Origin of the sequence: Cognatitamlana onchidii, from assembly GCF_004804355.1 — a bacterium.
GTDB classification, from domain to species: domain Bacteria; phylum Bacteroidota; class Bacteroidia; order Flavobacteriales; family Flavobacteriaceae; genus Cognatitamlana; species Cognatitamlana onchidii.
On record NZ_SRWZ01000008.1, the window covers coordinates 135699 to 154138 of the forward strand.

Annotated in this window: 20 protein-coding genes and 1 tRNA gene; 13 read left to right on the forward strand and 8 right to left on the reverse strand. The window is 34.6% G+C overall.

The window, feature by feature from the left end:
• Nucleotides 1–54 precede the first annotated feature (54 nt).
• The 11 genes from E5D58_RS14405 to E5D58_RS14455 all read left to right on the forward strand — a co-directional run bounded on the left by E5D58_RS14405 (nucleotide 55) and on the right by E5D58_RS14455 (nucleotide 5765).
• Nucleotides 55–489 carry a hypothetical protein gene (locus E5D58_RS14405; RefSeq protein ID WP_136482990.1) on the forward strand — a complete coding sequence of 145 codons (435 nt, stop codon included), beginning with the start codon at nucleotides 55–57 and terminating at the stop codon, nucleotides 487–489.
• Entirely contained in the window at nucleotides 480–752 is a 273-nt protein-coding gene (locus E5D58_RS14410) for a TIGR03643 family protein (RefSeq protein WP_136482992.1), read from the forward strand. Before E5D58_RS14405 ends, E5D58_RS14410 begins: the two co-directional genes overlap by 10 nt.
• Before the next feature lie 52 nt (nucleotides 753–804).
• Nucleotides 805–1500 (forward strand): GTP cyclohydrolase I FolE, encoded by a 696-nt coding sequence (gene folE / locus E5D58_RS14415; RefSeq protein ID WP_136482994.1) that lies wholly within the window; start codon nucleotides 805–807, stop codon nucleotides 1498–1500.
• Between the two features lie 4 nt (nucleotides 1501–1504).
• Nucleotides 1505–1726: a hypothetical protein gene (locus E5D58_RS14420; protein ID WP_136482996.1), complete on the forward strand. Its 222-nt coding sequence runs from the start codon at nucleotides 1505–1507 to the stop codon at nucleotides 1724–1726.
• A gap of 160 nt (nucleotides 1727–1886) precedes the next feature.
• Nucleotides 1887–2102: a hypothetical protein gene (locus E5D58_RS14425; protein ID WP_136482998.1), complete on the forward strand. Its 216-nt coding sequence runs from the start codon at nucleotides 1887–1889 to the stop codon at nucleotides 2100–2102.
• A gap of 23 nt (nucleotides 2103–2125) precedes the next feature.
• The gene (locus tag E5D58_RS14430; protein WP_136483000.1) at nucleotides 2126–2806 is read left to right on the forward strand and encodes an SDR family NAD(P)-dependent oxidoreductase; all 681 of its coding nucleotides are present in this window, start codon (nucleotides 2126–2128) and stop codon (nucleotides 2804–2806) included.
• Between the two features lie 5 nt (nucleotides 2807–2811).
• Nucleotides 2812–3357 carry a glutathione peroxidase gene (locus E5D58_RS14435; protein WP_136483002.1) on the forward strand — a complete coding sequence of 182 codons (546 nt, stop codon included), beginning with the start codon at nucleotides 2812–2814 and terminating at the stop codon, nucleotides 3355–3357.
• 7 nt (nucleotides 3358–3364) lie between these two features.
• Nucleotides 3365–3541, forward strand: coding sequence for a Lacal_2735 family protein (locus E5D58_RS14440; protein ID WP_136483004.1), 177 nt, complete (start codon nucleotides 3365–3367; stop codon nucleotides 3539–3541).
• The gene (locus E5D58_RS14445; RefSeq protein ID WP_136483006.1) at nucleotides 3528–3989 is read left to right on the forward strand and encodes a TspO/MBR family protein; all 462 of its coding nucleotides are present in this window, start codon (nucleotides 3528–3530) and stop codon (nucleotides 3987–3989) included. The genes E5D58_RS14440 and E5D58_RS14445 overlap by 14 nt, the downstream gene beginning before the upstream one ends.
• 7 nt (nucleotides 3990–3996) lie before the next feature.
• Nucleotides 3997–4464: an SRPBCC family protein gene (locus E5D58_RS14450; RefSeq protein ID WP_136483008.1), complete on the forward strand. Its 468-nt coding sequence runs from the start codon at nucleotides 3997–3999 to the stop codon at nucleotides 4462–4464.
• Nucleotides 4461–5765 (forward strand): cryptochrome/photolyase family protein, encoded by a 1305-nt coding sequence (locus E5D58_RS14455; protein WP_136483010.1) that lies wholly within the window; start codon nucleotides 4461–4463, stop codon nucleotides 5763–5765. Before E5D58_RS14450 ends, E5D58_RS14455 begins: the two co-directional genes overlap by 4 nt.
• A gap of 55 nt (nucleotides 5766–5820) precedes the next feature.
• On the opposite strand, the gene E5D58_RS14460 is transcribed toward E5D58_RS14455, so the two are convergent.
• The 4 genes from E5D58_RS14460 to E5D58_RS14475 all read right to left on the reverse strand — a co-directional run bounded on the left by E5D58_RS14460 (nucleotide 5821) and on the right by E5D58_RS14475 (nucleotide 10555).
• Nucleotides 5821–5902, reverse strand: a tRNA-Tyr gene (locus tag E5D58_RS14460).
• Between the two features lie 55 nt (nucleotides 5903–5957).
• Nucleotides 5958–8675 carry a TonB-dependent receptor gene (locus E5D58_RS14465; RefSeq protein WP_136483011.1) on the reverse strand — a complete coding sequence of 906 codons (2718 nt, stop codon included), beginning with the start codon at nucleotides 8673–8675 and terminating at the stop codon, nucleotides 5958–5960.
• Between the two features lie 14 nt (nucleotides 8676–8689).
• On the reverse strand, nucleotides 8690–9574 hold the full coding sequence (locus E5D58_RS14470; RefSeq protein ID WP_394345714.1) for a GLPGLI family protein: 885 nt from the start codon (nucleotides 9572–9574) through the stop codon (nucleotides 8690–8692).
• Nucleotides 9575–9703: 129 nt separating this feature from the next.
• A complete protein-coding gene (locus E5D58_RS14475; protein WP_136483015.1) occupies nucleotides 9704–10555 on the reverse strand; it encodes a GLPGLI family protein in 852 nt (283 codons plus the stop codon).
• Nucleotides 10556–10717: 162 nt separating this feature from the next.
• Between E5D58_RS14475 and E5D58_RS14480 the strand changes: the two genes are divergently transcribed.
• On the forward strand, nucleotides 10718–11497 hold the full coding sequence (locus tag E5D58_RS14480; RefSeq protein WP_136483017.1) for a hypothetical protein: 780 nt from the start codon (nucleotides 10718–10720) through the stop codon (nucleotides 11495–11497).
• A gap of 3 nt (nucleotides 11498–11500) precedes the next feature.
• Nucleotides 11501–12115 (forward strand): deoxynucleoside kinase, encoded by a 615-nt coding sequence (locus tag E5D58_RS14485; RefSeq protein ID WP_136483019.1) that lies wholly within the window; start codon nucleotides 11501–11503, stop codon nucleotides 12113–12115.
• A gap of 12 nt (nucleotides 12116–12127) precedes the next feature.
• On the opposite strand, the gene E5D58_RS14490 is transcribed toward E5D58_RS14485, so the two are convergent.
• From E5D58_RS14490 to E5D58_RS14505, 4 genes are all read right to left on the reverse strand, one after another.
• On the reverse strand, nucleotides 12128–13870 hold the full coding sequence (locus tag E5D58_RS14490) for a chondroitinase-B domain-containing protein (RefSeq protein ID WP_136483021.1): 1743 nt from the start codon (nucleotides 13868–13870) through the stop codon (nucleotides 12128–12130).
• Between the two features lie 211 nt (nucleotides 13871–14081).
• Nucleotides 14082–15080, reverse strand: a complete 999-nt coding sequence (locus tag E5D58_RS14495; RefSeq protein WP_136483023.1) for an App1 family protein — start codon at nucleotides 15078–15080, stop codon at nucleotides 14082–14084.
• Between the two features lie 80 nt (nucleotides 15081–15160).
• A complete protein-coding gene (locus tag E5D58_RS14500; RefSeq protein ID WP_136483024.1) occupies nucleotides 15161–17530 on the reverse strand; it encodes a sodium-translocating pyrophosphatase in 2370 nt (789 codons plus the stop codon).
• Between the two features lie 319 nt (nucleotides 17531–17849).
• Complete coding sequence (locus E5D58_RS14505) at nucleotides 17850–18383, reverse strand: inorganic diphosphatase (protein WP_136483026.1); 534 nt, start codon at nucleotides 18381–18383, stop codon at nucleotides 17850–17852.
• Between the last annotated feature and the right edge of the window lie 57 nt (nucleotides 18384–18440).

Below are 18440 nucleotides of genomic sequence, written 5' to 3' on the forward strand. Positions count from 1 at the left end.
AATTTTTTATGAAATAAGTTAAACATTTTGTAGATTTGAGTAGAAATAGGCGATATGATACTTAATTCCACGCATCACAATAAAGAACATAAACAAATTCTAAGAGATTTAGTAGGGCGCCCTTTTACGTTTATAGAGTCTGTAAAAATGCGTGGGATCGGGTCGAAACGAATGATAATAAAAGATGTTAGCCCTAATTTAAAAAACTACCTCAATAAAGTTGCAGATGTTAATTATGCCAACATCGAACTGAGAACAAAAGGCATTTTGATTTATATAAATAAAGGTCTGCAAAATTTTACTTGGGCAATTCCGTATTACCAATTAGTCATATATAAAACAAATGGCGCTAGTATACATGCTCAAGGAAAATTTATTCAATTTAAAGAAAACAAGACCTTTAAGGAAAATAAAAAGTTTTTTGGAAAACTACTAGATGAGAAAATAAAATACGATCTAGACAACGATTTTCAAGCACTATGGATTTAAACTTATGGCAAATAGACAGAATCATAGAAATGGCTTGGGAAGACCGAACAACCTTCGAGGCAATCATGTTTCAGTTTGGAATAAAAGAGCAAGAGGTTATTGAAATAATGAGAAAAGGGTTAAAGCCAAAAAGTTTTAAGCGATGGCGGCAAAGGGTGCAGGGAAGAAAAACAAAACATGAAAAACTGAGAGTCTTTGAAACGGGGCGTTTTAAATGTTCTAGACAAAAGCAAATAACAAATAATAAAATTTCAAAACGATAACGTGCTTTGATTAGCTCAATAAAAACCTAATACAGCACATAAAAAAGAGACTATGAAAATTGAAACATTAGAAAAAAAAGTAAATGGACATCAACTTAATGGACATTCTGTCGAAGATATAGGCGATGACCACATGTTTACAAGCTTAGAAACCCCTTTGAAGAAGGATGCCTTCAAACTGAGTGATCATGAAAAAAAAGAACGCATTGCCTTCCTGTTCGAAGAAATTATGGACGTTTTAGGCTTAGATCTTAATGACGATTCCTTGCAAGGCACACCCAAACGTGTAGCTAAAATGTACATTGAAGAAATATTCTCTGGACTTAACCCTGCTAATAAACCAAAGGTTGCCCTTTTCGATAATAAATACCAGTACAACCAAATGCTAGTAGAGAAAAACATCACGTTTTATTCGAACTGCGAGCACCATTTTGTACCTATAATTGGAAAAGCGCATGTGGCGTATATTTCTGCCGGACGTGTTATCGGGTTATCTAAACTTAATAGAATTGTACAGTATTATGCAAAACGTCCGCAAGTTCAGGAGCGTTTAACAAATCAAATAGCAAACGAGCTTAAAACGGTTTTACAAACGGAGGACATCGCGGTTATTATAGATGCTAAGCACCTCTGTGTTTCGTCAAGAGGCATCAAAGACGATACGTCTGCAACAGTAACGGCCTACTATGGTGGAGCGTTTAATAAACCAGAGAAAATAACAGAATTACAAAACTACATAAATAACTAGTATCATGGATTTAATTAACAGAGCATTAGAATTTGAGCAAAGAAAAAGAAAATCATTGTCAACTAGCGATCGTGTAAAAATCTCTAGAGAAGCCAAAGCCCTTATCTTGGATTTAAATCAAATTTACAAGGTAAAGAAGGACGAAAAAATCATGGATATCATGAAAAGGCTTACCGTAATAAAACGTAAGGTAGAAAAACGACTTAAAGGTCCAATCCTGACTTAATAATTTCACTTTTGTGAAGCCTATAAAGAAGCAATTATTAAAATTTAGATAATTATTCTTTATAAAAATTAATAATGTCATAGATTTTATTATATTGTCAAATTGTGAAAAGATTACATCTTTTTGCAATCTATTAATAGAACAAAGATTAAACATTACTATGGACATTATTGATCGTGCTTTAGAATTTGAACAACGTAAACACACATTTAAAACTACTAGTGAGCGCATTGAATCTTCTAGAGAGGTAAAAGACTTAATACTAAGTTTAAACACTATTTATAAAGAAAACAAAGATCCTGAAATTATGGATCTAATGAAACGCCTTACGGTGATAAAACAAAAAATTGAAAAAAGGCTAAAGGGCAGGCCGTAAAACTAAAGATGCCCTGAGACCATATGAATACAATAGTTATTATAGGTGGTAGTAAGGGCATAGGACATGCTATTTTAAAAAACCATGTTGATACCTTTAAGGTTATCAATATTAGTAGAACATCTCCAGGTTTTACTCATGCCAATCTCATCCACTACAACTGTGATGTTTTAAATGATGATTTACCGGAAATTGAAGCGTTAGATCATCTGATTTACTGTCCTGGAAGTATCAATTTAAAACCCATATCGAGGCTCAACATCGACGACTTTAAAAACGATTTTGAGATTAACGTCCTGGGAGCTGTAAAAGTTATTCAGCACTATTTACCACAATTAAAGCAAGGTACTAATCCCTCAATTTTATTATTCAGTACAGTAGCCGCAAAATTAGGCATGCCTTTTCATGCGAGCATTGCTGTAGCCAAGTCTGGAATTGAAGGTCTAGTTAAATCATTAGGCGCAGAACTGGCTCCACTTATTAAAGTTAACGCTATTGCGCCTACGGTAACCGACACCAATCTTGCTTCAAAGCTGTTACGAAATGAAAAAATGATTGAAAATATTAAACAACGTCATCCGTTAAAAAAATTTCTATCCCCGAACGAGGTTGCTGAAATGGCTAAATTCATTATTTCGAATACAACTTCTATGTCAGGGCAAATTTTCGAAATGGACTGCGGCATTGTAAGTTTTAAAATTTAATTTCAATGAATACCTTAAAAGCATTTTTTGCGACCATAAACGCAAATACTGGCAACACTAATACCTCGATGCAGCGTAAACAATCTATCTACGACATCGCTATCAAATCACTAACAGAAAGGCCTATTAATTTAAACGATTTTAAAGGCAAATACCTCTTAATTGTGAATGTGGCATCGAAGTGTGGGTTTACACCGCAGTACAAAGACCTGCAAAGTCTATATGATCAGTATCAAGACACTTTAGAAATCATTGGTGTACCCTGTAACCAATTTGGAAAACAAGAACCTGACAACGCGAACAAGATTCAAGATTTTTGCCAAATAAATTATGGTGTAAATTTTACTTTAACGGAAAAGGCTAACGTAAAAGGATCGAACCAACACCCTCTTTACGCTTGGTTAACACAAAAAAGCCTAAATGGAAAGACACAGTCATCGGTTAAATGGAACTTTCAAAAATACTTGGTAAGTCCGGAAGGCGAACTTGTGGACTTCTTTTATTCTACAACTGCGCCGCTAAGTCATAAAATTACAAAACACTTAAAATAAATGTATCATGTTTAAATTTTTTAAAAAAACATCAAAAAAGGAAAAGCTAGAAGCAAAGTTTAAAAAGTTAATGCAAGAATGGCATGAATTATCCAGTGTAAATAGGTCTGCAAGCGACCAAAAGTTTGTTGAAGCTCAAAACATAGCTAAAGTCCTAAACAAACTGAATAATGAAGTTGTTTAAACTTATTATTATATTTCTGATTATAAATTTTGGAGCCCTAGCCATAGGGAATTGGTTAATGGCCAATGGTCCACAGACAAATTGGTATTTAAGTTTAAATAAAGCACCATGGACACCACCCGGCTGGGTATTTGGGGTGGCTTGGACTTCAATCATGATATGTTTTTCAATATACATGGCAAATTTATACCACATACAATTTAGTCAAAAGGTTATCATACTTTTCGTAGTTCAATTTATACTAAATGTTGTTTGGAACTTCCTATTTTTCAACCAACACTTAATTGGTGTCGGCCTCATATCAATTTTAGTTTTAACTGCTATTGTAACTACCTTCCTAATTGATTACTGGAATATTCTAAGCCTGAAAAGCCTATGGATTATGCCATATTTTGTGTGGCTTTGTATTGCCACATCCTTAAATATGTATATCTGGGTTCACAATTAAATAAAGCATGAAAATATATACACTACATAAAAAACAAAAGCTGCCAATTAGTATGGATGAGGCTTGGGACTTCCTGAGTGATCCCAAAAACCTAAAAACAATAACCCCCGATTATATGGGGTTTAACATCCTTTCTGGAGCAGATAGAGCTATGTTTGCTGGGCAAATTATTCAATACATCGTAACTCCTGTTCTGGGTATAAAAACAAAATGGGTTACCGAAATAACCCACTGCATAGATAAATCATATTTTGTAGATGAGCAGCGTTTTGGTCCATATGCATTATGGCATCATAAACATTTCATAAAACCAATTAAAAACGGCGTTGAAATGGAAGACATTATCGACTATAAAATACCTTTTGGCTTTCTTGGCCAATTGGCGCATCCTATATTAGTTAAACCCAAGCTCGAAGAAATTTTTAATTACAGAACTAAAAAGCTTGAAGACATTTTTGGCAAATACGAACTATGAAGCAAAAAATAAATATTTTTTGGTTTAGACGAGATTTAAGATTTGACGATAACAAAGGACTAAATGATGCTCTACAGGGAAATTACCCTGTATTGCCAATTTTTATTTTCGACTCTAACATACTGTCTAAACTTCCTAAAAACGATGCTCGAGTAGGCTTCATACATGATACCATCTCTAACATGAACACCTTTCTTCAGACAGGCTTTGGTAAATCTATAGCCATGTTTCATGATGAACCTAAAAACGTTTATAAGCGGTTAATTAATCAATTCGACATTCAAACGGTTTATACAAATCATGACTATGAACCTTATGCCTTAAAAAGAGATCAGGAGATTGATGGGTTATTGAAAGATTACAAAATTTCATTTAAGAGCTTTAAAGATCAAGTAGTTTTTGAAAAAAACGATATTGTAAAGGCTGACGGAACACCCTACGTGGTCTACACACCATACATGAAAAAATGGAAAGAACAGTTTCGCAAGAAAGATTTAGATAGTGCAGCGTCATCCCAATACCTACAAAACTTTATAAGCTTAAGAAATTTACCTTTCTTGAGCTTAAACGATCTTGGTTTTACAAAATCCAATCAATCTATTGCTCCTTATACCGTAACACCCGATCTTATACAACAATATGAAGAGACCAGAAACTTCCCTTCTAAAGATGCCACTTCAAAACTAGGTCCGCATTTAAGATTTGGTACAGTGAGTATAAGAAAAATGATGGCAAAAGCCATATCCGAAAAAAATGAAACATTTTGGCAGGAGCTTATATGGCGTGAATTTTTCATGCAAATTTTATGGCATTTCCCGCATACCGAGACAAAAAGCTTTAAGTCTAAATATGATAGAATTGAATGGCGTAATAACGAGGCTGATTTTAAGGCGTGGTGTGAGGGTAAAACAGGGTATCCTTTGGTCGATGCAGGTATGAGACAACTTAATAGTACTGGATTTATGCATAACCGAGTGCGCATGCTAGTGGGGAGTTTTTTATGCAAACATTTACTTATCGATTGGCGCTGGGGTGAAGCATATTTTGCTGAAAAACTTCATGATTACGAAATGGCTAGCAACGTGGGTAATTGGCAATGGGTTGCAGGGAGTGGTGTTGATGCAGCTCCTTACTTTAGAATCTTTAATCCTACCACACAAATCCAAAAATTTGATAAACAATTGGACTATATCAAAACATGGGTTCCAGAGTTTCAAGAACTCACCTACCCACTTCCTATTGTAGATCATAAATTTGCTCGAGAACGCTGTTTAGAAACCTATAAAAAAGCTCTAAACTAAGACTAAAAAAAACTTGTTAAAACTAAAAAAGCAAGCGTTTCAGCTTGCTTTTTTGTGGGGAGAGCAGGATTCGAACCTGCGAAGACATAGTCAGCAGATTTACAGTCTGCCCTCGTTGGCCGCTTGAGTATCTCCCCAAAACCGATCGCAAATATATTATTGTTCTTGTAGTCTACAAAATAAATTTTCAAATTAAATTTCATACCTAATTCTCAGCGTTAGAAACCTAGGTTGAATCAAGTATTCTGTCGTAAAAACAGAAACGTTATTATTTCCATTACGAATATTAGAATTGGTATCTAATAAGTTAGTACCCTTAATTTGGTACTCCCATTTTGAGTCTTTATGCTTCCTATAGGATAATGAGGCGTCCCATATTTTAAATACTTGAGGCGAACCGTTTGGATTGCTTTGACTATTGTATGTGAAATTCGTTAAAAATGTAAACGATTTCCAAATATAGGCATCAAATCGAGCGCGCGGTGCATGCGTTATAAATTGAGTGGTCCTCCCACCTTGCTTATTATCATTTACCCCATAACTATAAGACACTCTAAAATTTGGAGCCTCTCTAAAGTTTGAGCGTATTTCTGGGGTATAGCTTTGACGATAATTCTCGTTTAAGGATCGTCTTCCTTGTACTATTTGATTAAACTTACTGTAGTTGAAACTTGCTCTAAAGCTTCCTCGAATTTTCCCAAAGGTTCTTTGAATGCGCCCATTAGCACTTAAGGACTCGTCTGCAAAGTCCGAGTTAAAAAAGGTATTGGTACGTATTACGCTATCAAAATTTGATAGCGTTCTTATCTGCCCTATGGTATTAGTATAATTAACTCTTGCAAATACATTTGTGTAATTAAACAAATTAAAGCTTCTATAAAACAAACTCAAATTGTTAGTTAAGGCATTCTCTAAACGTGGATTACCAATTTGTATACTACTAAAGTTATTTAAAACAATTCCTCTAGCTAATCGAGTAACATCTGTAAACTGATTTCTCATGTTATATCTAAAGGTTAAACTCTCACTCTTTTTAAACTGAATTCTAGTTTCAAAATCTGGTAAAAGCCTAAAAAAGTTATCTGTAAACGTTTCCCCTAACTGGTTGTTAGAGTTGCCATAAGCATGGGCTGACAACCCAGGCGTAAATGTAAACTTACCTAACCTTAGCCTATAATGTATTCCTAAATAAACATCGCTAAACTTATAAGCAACATCATTTTCACTTAAGCCATCATTAATGGTTGGTATGGGAACAAATACAGAATCATCGTCAAGAACCTGAAAGATATTCGAGTTAAAATCTTGACGACTTAAAATACTTCCAAAAGTAAAATTTAGGTTGCTAATACTATTAAGTATGTTCCAATAATCCAATTTAGCATCTAACTGATTGGTTTTAATACGTCTATCTTGATTAATATCGTAACCTGTTTGATTTAGGTCTAAACCTAATCGTTCGGCCGTATTCATATAAGCCACCTTATCCTCTAAAAATGCGTTATAAAATGGATCTTCATCTTGCAATAAATGAACAGCTTCAAACGCAAAAATATTCTTGTCGTTTAAGGTGTAATAATACTTAAGATTTTGACTGATACTATATGGTGAATTCTCTTCAAATTGAGTTGTTCTTCCGATTACTGAAGACACTAAGTTTCTATCTTGCGATTCTTGCGTAATTCTTCCTAAAACATCGTACTCTAGCTGATTATCGACATTGGGTTTATATGATGCACTTAGTTTTGCCAAGCCTACATCAGATCTTTGCCTAGTCGATTCTATGGTTTCTTCATCTGGTATACCCAATTCTGGGTCGGTGTAGGTTACCGAGTTCAGCTCTACCAAATCTATTCTACTACTATTAAAAATTCCAAAACCACTAATATCTAATGCCTGATTGGGTGAATAACTAAAATTACTAGCAGCCATTTTATTAACAATATCTTGAGCTCTATTATTTTGTGTAGCCAGAAATCCTAAACTATTATCACCAAGATTTAAATTAGTTCCACTAGAAGAACTTGGTGCTCTAAAACCACCACCAAAACCTCTTAAATCCCCTCTTGAAAGTGCTGGCTCTCCAGTATTATTTAAATCCCCTAAAAAGTTAATACTGTACTTAGGGTTGTAATAAAATAACTTAGGTTGCACAATATACAAAGGGTTGTCTGGTGCAGCCCCACCACCAGCTAATACATTTCCAAACCAGAAATTCTTTTTACCCTCTTTTAACTTTATATTTATGGCATAGTTATCCTGATTATTTTGAACACTACTAAGCTGAGCTACCTCTGTGTAGTTTTTAAGAACCTGAACCTTATCTACGGCATTTGAAGGTATATTTTTTACTCCCAATTTTGTATCCCCATCAAAAAAGTCTTTTCCATCAACCATAAGCTTACTAACACGTTGTCCCTCTACTTCTATCTGTCCATCGTCATTAACCTCCACCCCTGGTAACTTTTCTAGAATATCCTCTAACTTACGTTCAGTTCCATTTTTAAAGGAGTCTGCATTATAAATTAGTGTATCCCCTTTTATTGTTACAGGCATTTCGTAAGTAATCTCCACAGCGTCCAATGCATTATCTGGCCTCATAATAATATCTCTAACAAGGTTCTCTGTTGTAGTTTCTATATTGGCTTCATAGGTTTTCATACCTATATAGCTTACCTGAAGTTTGTATTTAGAGTTTTTACCTAAAGCCAGCGCATACTTACCCTTGTTTGTAGTAATATTATAAGACTCCAAAACGTTAGACTCTAAATTAACAGCTATAACATTAGCCAATTCTAAAGGCTGACCAATACTGTCTTTTACTACCCCCTCCAACTTAACTTGAGAAAACCCAATGGCCGAAATAAAGAAAATTAGTAAGGTAGCCTTTGGTTTTATATATAAATTCATGTACAATAGGTTAATTACCTTCTTCCTCTTCTAAAATTTTCACGCATTTCTTGATACTTCTTAGTAGCGATATCGACATACTCCTCTTTTGAAACCTCTTTCCCTCGATTAGGTTGCTTTATCGCAAGCTTTTCTTTTGGGTTTAAAACTATTTTCGAACATAGTATGGTGGTGTTAGCTGTGTTTATTTCCAAAATCAAGCCTGGAAGTCCCCAATAATCACCTGGTCCTTGATTAACAGGAATCTGCATGGTATACCAAGCAACCACTTGCTCTGCCATTGGCTCATCATTTTCCTCCTTGTTGCTTTCGATATCTGAATTTGAATCCTCACCGTTTGGGGCTCTTCTTAAACTACTCACATCAAAATCGGCCCAATCCTTTATTGCAGTTGCCTTAAAGCAAGTATAAGTTCCAATTTGCTTGGTTTCCCCTGTTATTTTCCACTGTAATTGAGGCAAGGTATCCATTATTAAAAATAGTTTTCCGAAGAGCTCATGCTCACTAAGAAGGTCTTTCGTTTTAACGTTCTTATACTTAACTCCATCAATAGCCCCAGACATTATAGCACTAAAACGCCCACCTCTTCCTTGATTTGGAGCTTCTAATTCTTCCTTTACTTTATAGATCGATTCTAACCTATTAAAACTTAGAACATATGTTTTTTCGAACATGGTTTTTAAGCGTTCTGCCATACGCTTTTTTTGATCTTCAGTCATATCCGGTCTTCCAAACTGACTCATATCAACATCTGTTTTTGACATATAATAAGCTGTTCCCTGAAAATCCTGCGCGAATAAAAAACCCGTAAAAAGAAAAACAATGAAAAAACGACTCAATTTTAGAGCATAGTTTACCATGGTGAGTAATGAATTTTGGTTTAGAGTATAGCAACACATATGTAAAGCTAGTTGTTAGACTCGCCTCAACGTATTACGTTTAATCGTATATTCTTAAAAATATGTTAAACTATCTCGTTTTCCTCAGTAGAACATGGCACCTAGTTTCCTGCCAAATAGATTCCAAGTTTATCTTCGCCCACTCCTATTTTTTCTAAACTCCTTCATTTTGTCTGTAATAATAGTTTTGTACTCCCTTCGAGTAACTTCTTTCCCTTTGGTGGGAATTTTTAAGTCGTCTTTTTCACCGGGGTTTATAACAATTTTATTACATAACAAAGTCGTATTTCCTGCACTAACTTCCAAAATTAGTCCAGGAAGCCCTGTATAGTCACTTGGCCCTTGACTTACAGGGATCTGTGGCGTGTACCAAGCAACCACCTCGACCATATCATCGCTAGGGGTTTGCTCCGCTTTATGTAAAGCATCTGGTTTTTTTATAGTATCTGTCTTATTTTCAACCTCTCGCCTCAATTCACCCCATGAGAAATTATACCATGACAAATCAAATTTGGGCCTTAAACAGGTTGCCTTAAAACATGTATACGCACCAATTTTTTTTGTTTCTGTTCCCATAGTCCATAATATGGTTTGTAAGGTATCTTTAACCAAAAAAACTTTACCATAGAACTCCTGGTTTTGTATAAACGCTTTAGTCTTTATATTCTTGTATTGAGTTCCTGGTGTAAAATTTTTACCCCAAGAATCTGTTGCTCCAGAAATAGCATCGAGCTTAACCTCCTCTTTGTATGTTGAAGCTACTTGATTAAAAGCTAAAACATATGTTTTCTCGAGCCTATTTTTAAGCCGTTCTGCAATTTGCTTTTTTTGTTGTTCACTCATTTTAGCTCCCCATCTACCTAAATCCATAGGGGTTTTAGAAAAGTAATAGGCTTTTCCTTGAAATTCTTGCGCCTTAATTATGCAAACCATAAAAAAGGAAAAAAGAAAGATAAAAGATCTCTTTAAGCTTAAATTCATGATTAAATATTTTTTTTGTTTAACAAATATACCTAAAAATAAAACAAAATAATTTTATAAACTAACGATAGTTAGTATATTCCCAACCAGAACTAACTAAAGTATCTCTGAAATAAAATTCTTCATTAAAATCTAATTTCGTTTTTGTATTTTTCAAAGCAAATGAAACATGTCCTATTTACTTGCTGCCTTGCTCTGCAAATTTTAACCGCTCAAAACAACGTTGAGGCCAAGCTTATTAAATCTTACGACGTCAATGATGAAACCATTATTTCCTTTGATAATTTTGGACGTGCATATTTTATAAAAGATAATGTTTTTTATATCAAAACGAGTCCGGTTAACCTTAGCTATAATAACTTCCAACTCGGAAATCTCACCTCCATAAACACATTCAATCCTTTAAAAATAAATCTGTTTTACAAAGATTTCAACACCGTAATTATTTTAGATAACCGGCTTGCAGAAATTTATAAAATTGATTTTAATAGGATGTCCCCATATATAAATGTTTCGCATGTATCAACTGGAAATGATAATACTCTTTGGGTTTTTAACCAAGATTTACAGCGCCTTGAACTTTTTGATTATAAGTCGCAAACAACGCGAGCTCAAATAGTCCCTGTACAAAGCTATCCCTTAGATTTGGTTAGTAATTTTAATTACTGTTGGTTACTTACCGAAAAGTATTTGTTCATGTATAACTACTTTGGACGCTTAGTTAAAAAAATTGAAAATAACGGCTATACGGAGATTTCTCAGTATAACGAAAACGTAATTTTGAAAAAAAATGACAAGCTATACTATCTAGGAAAAAATGAAGATATCATAAGGCAAATACAAACTCCAAATTTAAGCATAAATGCATTTTTTGTAACGAATGAAACCTTGTATATTTACAACGATGAAACCTTACAACAATATCAATTAAAGACAAACTAAGATATGCATATTGCTGTTGCCGGAAATATTGGTGCTGGAAAAACAACTCTAACCAAACTACTTGCAAAACATTATAAATGGGAAGCCCAATTAGAAGATGTGGTTGATAACCCCTATTTGGATGACTTCTATAACCAAATGGCACGTTGGAGCTTTAATTTACAAGTTTACTTTTTAAATAGTAGGTTTCGTCAAGTACTACAAATTAGGCAAAGTGGTAAAGATATTATTCAGGATCGAACCATTTATGAAGATGCGCATATTTTCGCACCAAACCTTCATGCTATGGGATTAATGACTAACCGTGATTTTGAAAATTATAAATCGCTTTTTGACTTAATGGAGTCTTTGGTGCAGGGTCCCGATGTTTTAATCTACTTAAGAAGTTCTATTCCTAATTTAGTCTCGCAGATTCATAAACGTGGTCGTGACTACGAAAACTCCATTAGTATTGATTATTTAAGCCGATTAAATGAACGCTACGAAGCTTGGATTCACGGCTATAATAAAGGTAAACTGCTAATTATTGACGTTGACAAATTAAACTTTGTTGACAACCCCGAAGACTTGGGTAATGTAATTAACACCATTGATGCAGAGATAAATGGTTTGTTTTAATAACGAATATACTTAGTTTATTATAAATCGATTAAAAGACTCCTTTGTTTTTAGCACATATATACCATTTGAAAAATTGCTAAGGTCTATAGTGGTTTTATTTGTATCTACTTGTTCAAAATGAAGTAATTTACCTAAGGTATCAAAAATTTTAACTTCTCCAATAATACTTTCGCTTTTCTCTAAATTCAATAAACCTTGACTTGGAACTGGATATAGTTTTAGGGTATCATTTCTAAAATGTATCTTCCCTATAGATAAGGTCTCTAAAGCACCAAAACCTATAGTGAGTCCAACATTTGAAAGGTCATATGGTCCAACGGTCCCGTTGGCACCAAATTCTTCCGCTCCGGCATCAAAATCTTCTTCTCTATCTCCATACAAAATATCTTTGGTTAAAAATGAATAGGTTCCAACTCCAGCATTAATGGCTGCACTTGCATTGGCTAATCTATAAAAATCAGATCCACTAACTAACAACCCAGAACTTACTGTTTGGTTTGAATTCTCTCCATTTGTTAAGTCCCAATCGCCATCTTGCGTAATATTGCCTTCGTATAATGAAGTTCCTGTCGGAGCGGTAACTTCTTGAAAGGCATTGATATCAGAATTTAAAATGATGTTATTGGCTACAATTAGATTCTCTGGCGCCAGAGTTGCACCACTTAAACTAGTCCCTATTCTGATAGCTAAATCACAATTTACGAGTGTATTATTTACAATCTGAACATTTTTAACTTGATAATATCCATTAAGAGGAGAATCTTCTATACCATTCATAACATTTATACCTCCTGTGGTACTTGAACCTGATCCATTTGGTTTTCTATACCTGAGTCCTTCAAAATAATTATTATAAACTTTATGATCTTCTCCAATAACTCTTACACCTCCAGAAAATGAATTGTTATTTCCAAAAAAATAGTTCCCATAAACCTCGGTATTATTACCATGTCTTAAAGTTAAAGTGCCCTGATAATCTCTAAAGGTGTTATTATAGTATTTATTGCTTCCACACTTGTTCGAAATTATTTCTACTTCACCTGACCAATTGTTAAAAAAGTTATCATAAACCTCGGTAAATGAATCAGAAAGCGATGTAGAACTTACGCCTATTCTTATGGCATCTTGGTCGTTAAGCCCATTTATATTGCCTCCTACAGGAATCCTATCTGCAAAATAATTATGATGAATTTTAGAGTAATCTGGTGTTCCGTTATTATGATTATCATTTATAATACTGCCTACGCCATTTTTACCTAAAAAAGAGCTATAACTCACTTCATTATAAGCTCCATAAATAATAATCCACTTAAAAACGGCTTCCTCTTGGCTTACTGTTCCATTGTATGCATTAATTTTGATATTCCGAACATGGCAATTAAAACAATCGTTATTACTGGTATCCCTAAATTCTATAATGGGCTCAATTCTATCACCACTAGAAATAAGACCTGAGGCATTTTGAAAAACAATACCTTCAAATATAATATATGAACCACCCAAACTTATGTTTGCTCGTCCTTCAAAAAACACCTTACCGGGATTTTGCGCTTTGATAATACATGGACGGTCTTCCGTTGCATTAACATTTATAGATATCTGTAAGTTGTCCCAAGTACCATCGGTCAACTCAATAATAGTTCCTGCTTTAGCATTATTAATGGCGTCTTGAAGTTCTGTTTTAGAGCTTACTATCTGCCCACTTACACTAACTACAAACAATAAAATAACTAAGGAAATACAATTCTTCATAACATATAAATTATCAGGTTAACCAGATTGGTTAACCAGTACAAATATACTATCTTTTACTAAACTACATATCAATTCACTCCTAAATAATTAGGCATAACAAAATAGTCCTATTTTATGCAAAAGATATGTAAACGGTCATCCCCATAATAGTTCTTGATCATAATATTACAAGCAAGACATTATCCGCAAGGCCAATCTATGGAAGACACTACTTTATAAACCCATGCTTTCTGGCATGTTCAAGTGCTTGGTTTTTATTTTCAATAAGTAGTACTGGAATATCTTTAAAAGGTTGATATAACGCAGCAATACGCCTTATTTTTTTCTTGTCTGCCACGCTTCTTAAATAAATAGCTTTAATTCGTTCTGGGTTAAGTTGAGCAATCTCAAGATAAATATCTGGATCGCCCTCTCCAATATCCCCAATAAGTATAAAATTCAATTTAGGATAAGTGTTTAAAAGATTCATAATCTCCTTATACTTTCTTGGTTTAAAACCATTTCTTTTTTTGTAAAACAGTTTTGGAAAACTCCTCAAAATTATGGGCCCTTTAGGAAATTTATTCTTTTTTAAAAAATATTCTAAATATCTGTAAAGATTCCAAGGGCTATGGCTAACGTAAAAAATAGGGTTGGCCTCATTTCCTTTCGCACCTAGGTGCAATAAATTGTATAGCTCTGGAGCACCCTCCAATGGTATTCGTTTGCCTGCAGAAGTCAATAATGTGTTAATGAGCACGCGCCATTTAAGTATGGATACTATACCTGTGTGCAATATAGTATCATCTATATCGCTTATAACCCCAAAAGACGCCTTACTTGATGGAATAAGCATTTCTCCAACAAATCTATTCTGTAACTGAATTTTTCTACCTACATGCTTCTCTGCATATGAAAACTCAAAACTAACCCAACCTTCTTCATCTAAAAACCTAGTAATATCATCTACCGTATCTTCAATTATAAAATAACCATCCTTATTTGTCCTTGTAGAGAAAACAAAATCTTCTCCAAGCTTTATGCGTATTCCTGTGTGCTTAATCTCATCTGTTCCAAAACGTTTCCAGGCGTTTATCAGTAACTTAAAAGCTCCTTTTTGTTCTAAATCGATACTCTCATCCTCTAAGGCCCGACCTCTAAGATAAACATGGGTTTTCGTTCCATAGGTTTGAAAAGCTATAATTTGAAGCGGATCTTTTTTAAACATTTTGGTTGTTTGAGATTTTTAAAAATACAAAAACCACATGCAATACATGTGGTTTTTATACTCTATAGATAAATTTCTAACTAGCAATCATCTTTGTTTGTTTCAAGAACAGTTATGAACGTTTTTGAAACTTCTTCTGATGCTTTTATTTTAGCTTTAACCTCTTCCTTGGTGCCTTCAAAAGTTTCGTAAGTAGTAGAAACTTCTCCCTTATTAGTGGTTATAGTGGTTTTTACAGCAGTAAAGGTACCATCATCATTAGCATCCATTTCCACGTTTACCTCCTTAGTTATTTCAATATTTTCAGCATCTTCAGAGACATAGGTTAAAACGGTACTGTCATCAACTAAACTTGGAGCAATAACCAAAGCTACAACCGACATTAATTTTAATAATATATTTAAAGATGGTCCAGAGGTATCTTTAAAAGGGTCACCTACGGTATCCCCAACAACTGCAGCTTTATGAGCATCTGTCCCTTTTTTACCTTGCTCCTCAATGGTTTTCTTTGCATTGTCCCAAGCCCCACCGGCATTAGATTGAAAAATTGCCATTAGCACACCACAAGTAGTAACACCTGCTAATAAACCACCTAACATTTCTGCACCTCCAATAAAACCAACAGCAACAGGTACCGCAATGGCTAATAAACCAGGTAAGACCATTTCCTTAATAGACGCCTGCGTTGAAATGGCAACACATTTATCATACTCCGCTACACCATCAGCAGCATCAAATATTTTTCTATCAGCTTCAGATGCTTTACTCATATCCGAATCATACTTACGCATAACTTCAAGCGCTGCTTTAAGCGCAGGAATATCTCTAAATTGTCTACGTACTTCCTCAATCATAGCCATTGCTGCGCGTCCTACAGCATTCATAGACAAGGCAGAAAATACAAAAGGCAGCATCCCTCCTACTAGTAATCCTGCCATAATATCTGGTTGAGAAACATCAATAGATTTTACGCCTGCTGTTTCCATAAATGCAGCAAATAAGGCTAATGCAGTCAATGCTGCAGATGCGATGGCAAACCCTTTACCAATTGCAGCTGTTGTATTACCAACAGCATCAAGTTTATCGGTACGCTCGCGAACTTCGCTTGGCAGCTCAGCCATTTCAGCAATACCTCCAGCATTGTCTGATATTGGTCCGTAAGCATCAACAGCCAATTGAATTCCCGTATTAGCCAACATACCAACCGCAGCAATAGCGATACCGTATAACCCAGCAAAATGATGAGATACCAAAATAGCTGCTGCAATTAAAATAATTGGAATCATTGTAGACATCATACCAATTCCTAAACCTGCTATAATATTGGTTGCAGCTCCGGTCTCAGATTGTCTCACTATAGAATTCACAGGCTTTGTTCCTGTTCCTGTATAGTATTCTGTTACTTTACCAACAGCTAAACCTGCTATCAAACCAGCTAATACCGCTATAAATACCCCCATAGATCCATGAGGTAAAGCTGAAGAACCAGCCAACATAATATCTATTATAAAATAAGATGCTACAACCATTAAACCAGCCGAACCAAACTCACCAAGGTTTAATGCCTTATGTGGTGAACCACCATCTTTTACTTTAACAAAAAAGGTTCCTATAATAGACATTATAATACCCACAGCTGCCAACACTAAGGGCAAATACACAGCTCCTAATCCGTTAAAATCTTGAGTTGTGATTAAGGCTCCTAATACCATAGTACCTATAATTGAACCTACATAGGATTCAAATAAATCGGCTCCCATACCAGCAACATCACCCACGTTATCTCCTACGTTATCTGCAATTGTTGCAGGGTTTAAAGGATGATCTTCTGGAATACCAGCCTCTACCTTACCAACCAAATCGGCCCCTACATCGGCTGCTTTCGTGTAAATACCACCTCCAACACGAGCAAAAAGTGCAATAGAAGAAGCCCCTAAAGAAAAGCCTGAAAGTACATTAAGAACTTCATTAAGCCCCCAGCCCATTTCACTGTAAATCATGAATAAACCACTCAATCCTAAAACACCAAGTCCAACAACACCCAGTCCCATTACAGCACCACCTGCAAAAGCAACCTCTAAGGCTTTACCTAAAGATGATCTTGCAGCACTAGTAGTTCGTACATTGGCCTTGGTGGCTACTTTCATACCTATAAATCCAGCTAAGGCCGAACATATAGCACCAACAATAAACGATACGGCAACCATACCATTAGACCCGGCTTCTGAACTTCCTTTAAAATAAAGTAAAATAGCCACTGCAATTACAAAGACAGAAAGAATTTTGTATTCAGCTTTTAAGAAAGACATAGCCCCATCGGCTATATTTTTTGCTATGCGCTTCATTTTTTCGTCACCCTCATCTTGTTTAGATACCCATGCACTTTTAATAAATACAAACGCCAATGCCAAAACACCAAAGAGTGGCAAGAATTTTACTAGTAATTCCATATTTCAATAATTAGTTTAAATTAATTTCGCAACCAAAAGTATGGAAATTAATGTGATAAAAAAAACCCTTAATAATTAAAGATTACGCATTGAAAACCCTTATAAATTATAATATTTTTAATACTATGATTTATGTTAGTTTTTGTCTTGCAAAACGACAAAAAAATTCTTAGCCCTCAGCTTGTAAGCTGATATTTTTTGGCATTTAGATTTGAATACGCTTATTAATTCGCACTACAAAACAAATAGAAATAGTATAAAAAAAACCATCTTAATTTATAAGATGGTCTTTCAAATATAACTGTACTTTAAGTTGTTTTTAAATTGTAAACGTACGCTTCTTTTTGTGTTCACTTTCGTTGTATCTGTTAACACATTCATGGTAGATTTTAACAGCAGCATCGGCATTACCCCAACCTCCAGTATCTACTTTTTTTCTTTCTAAATCCTTATAAACCTGAAAGAAATGTTCTATTTCCTTAAGCCTGTGAGGGTTTAAATCGGAAATATCTTCTTTCTTACTCCAAATAGGATCTGATACAGGCACACAAATTACTTTTTCGTCAGGACCTTTTTCATCAGTCATGTAAAAAACGCCAATAGGCCTCACTTCCATAACCACCATGGGATACGTTGGTTGATGCCCCAGTACTAGAACATCCAAGGGATCTTGGTCTAATGCCAAAGTTTCAGGAATAAAACCATAATCACCAGGATACATCATGGAAGAGAACAACATTCTATCAAATCTAATTTTATGCAATGCAAAATCATACTCGTATTTGTTTCTACTCCCCTTAGGTATTTCAATTAAAACATCAAACGTAACCACTTTCTTTTTCTTTTCGCTCATTCTACTTATATTTTTGTGCTTTTTTAAAGCTGTTAATCACAATATTAAGCAAGCAAA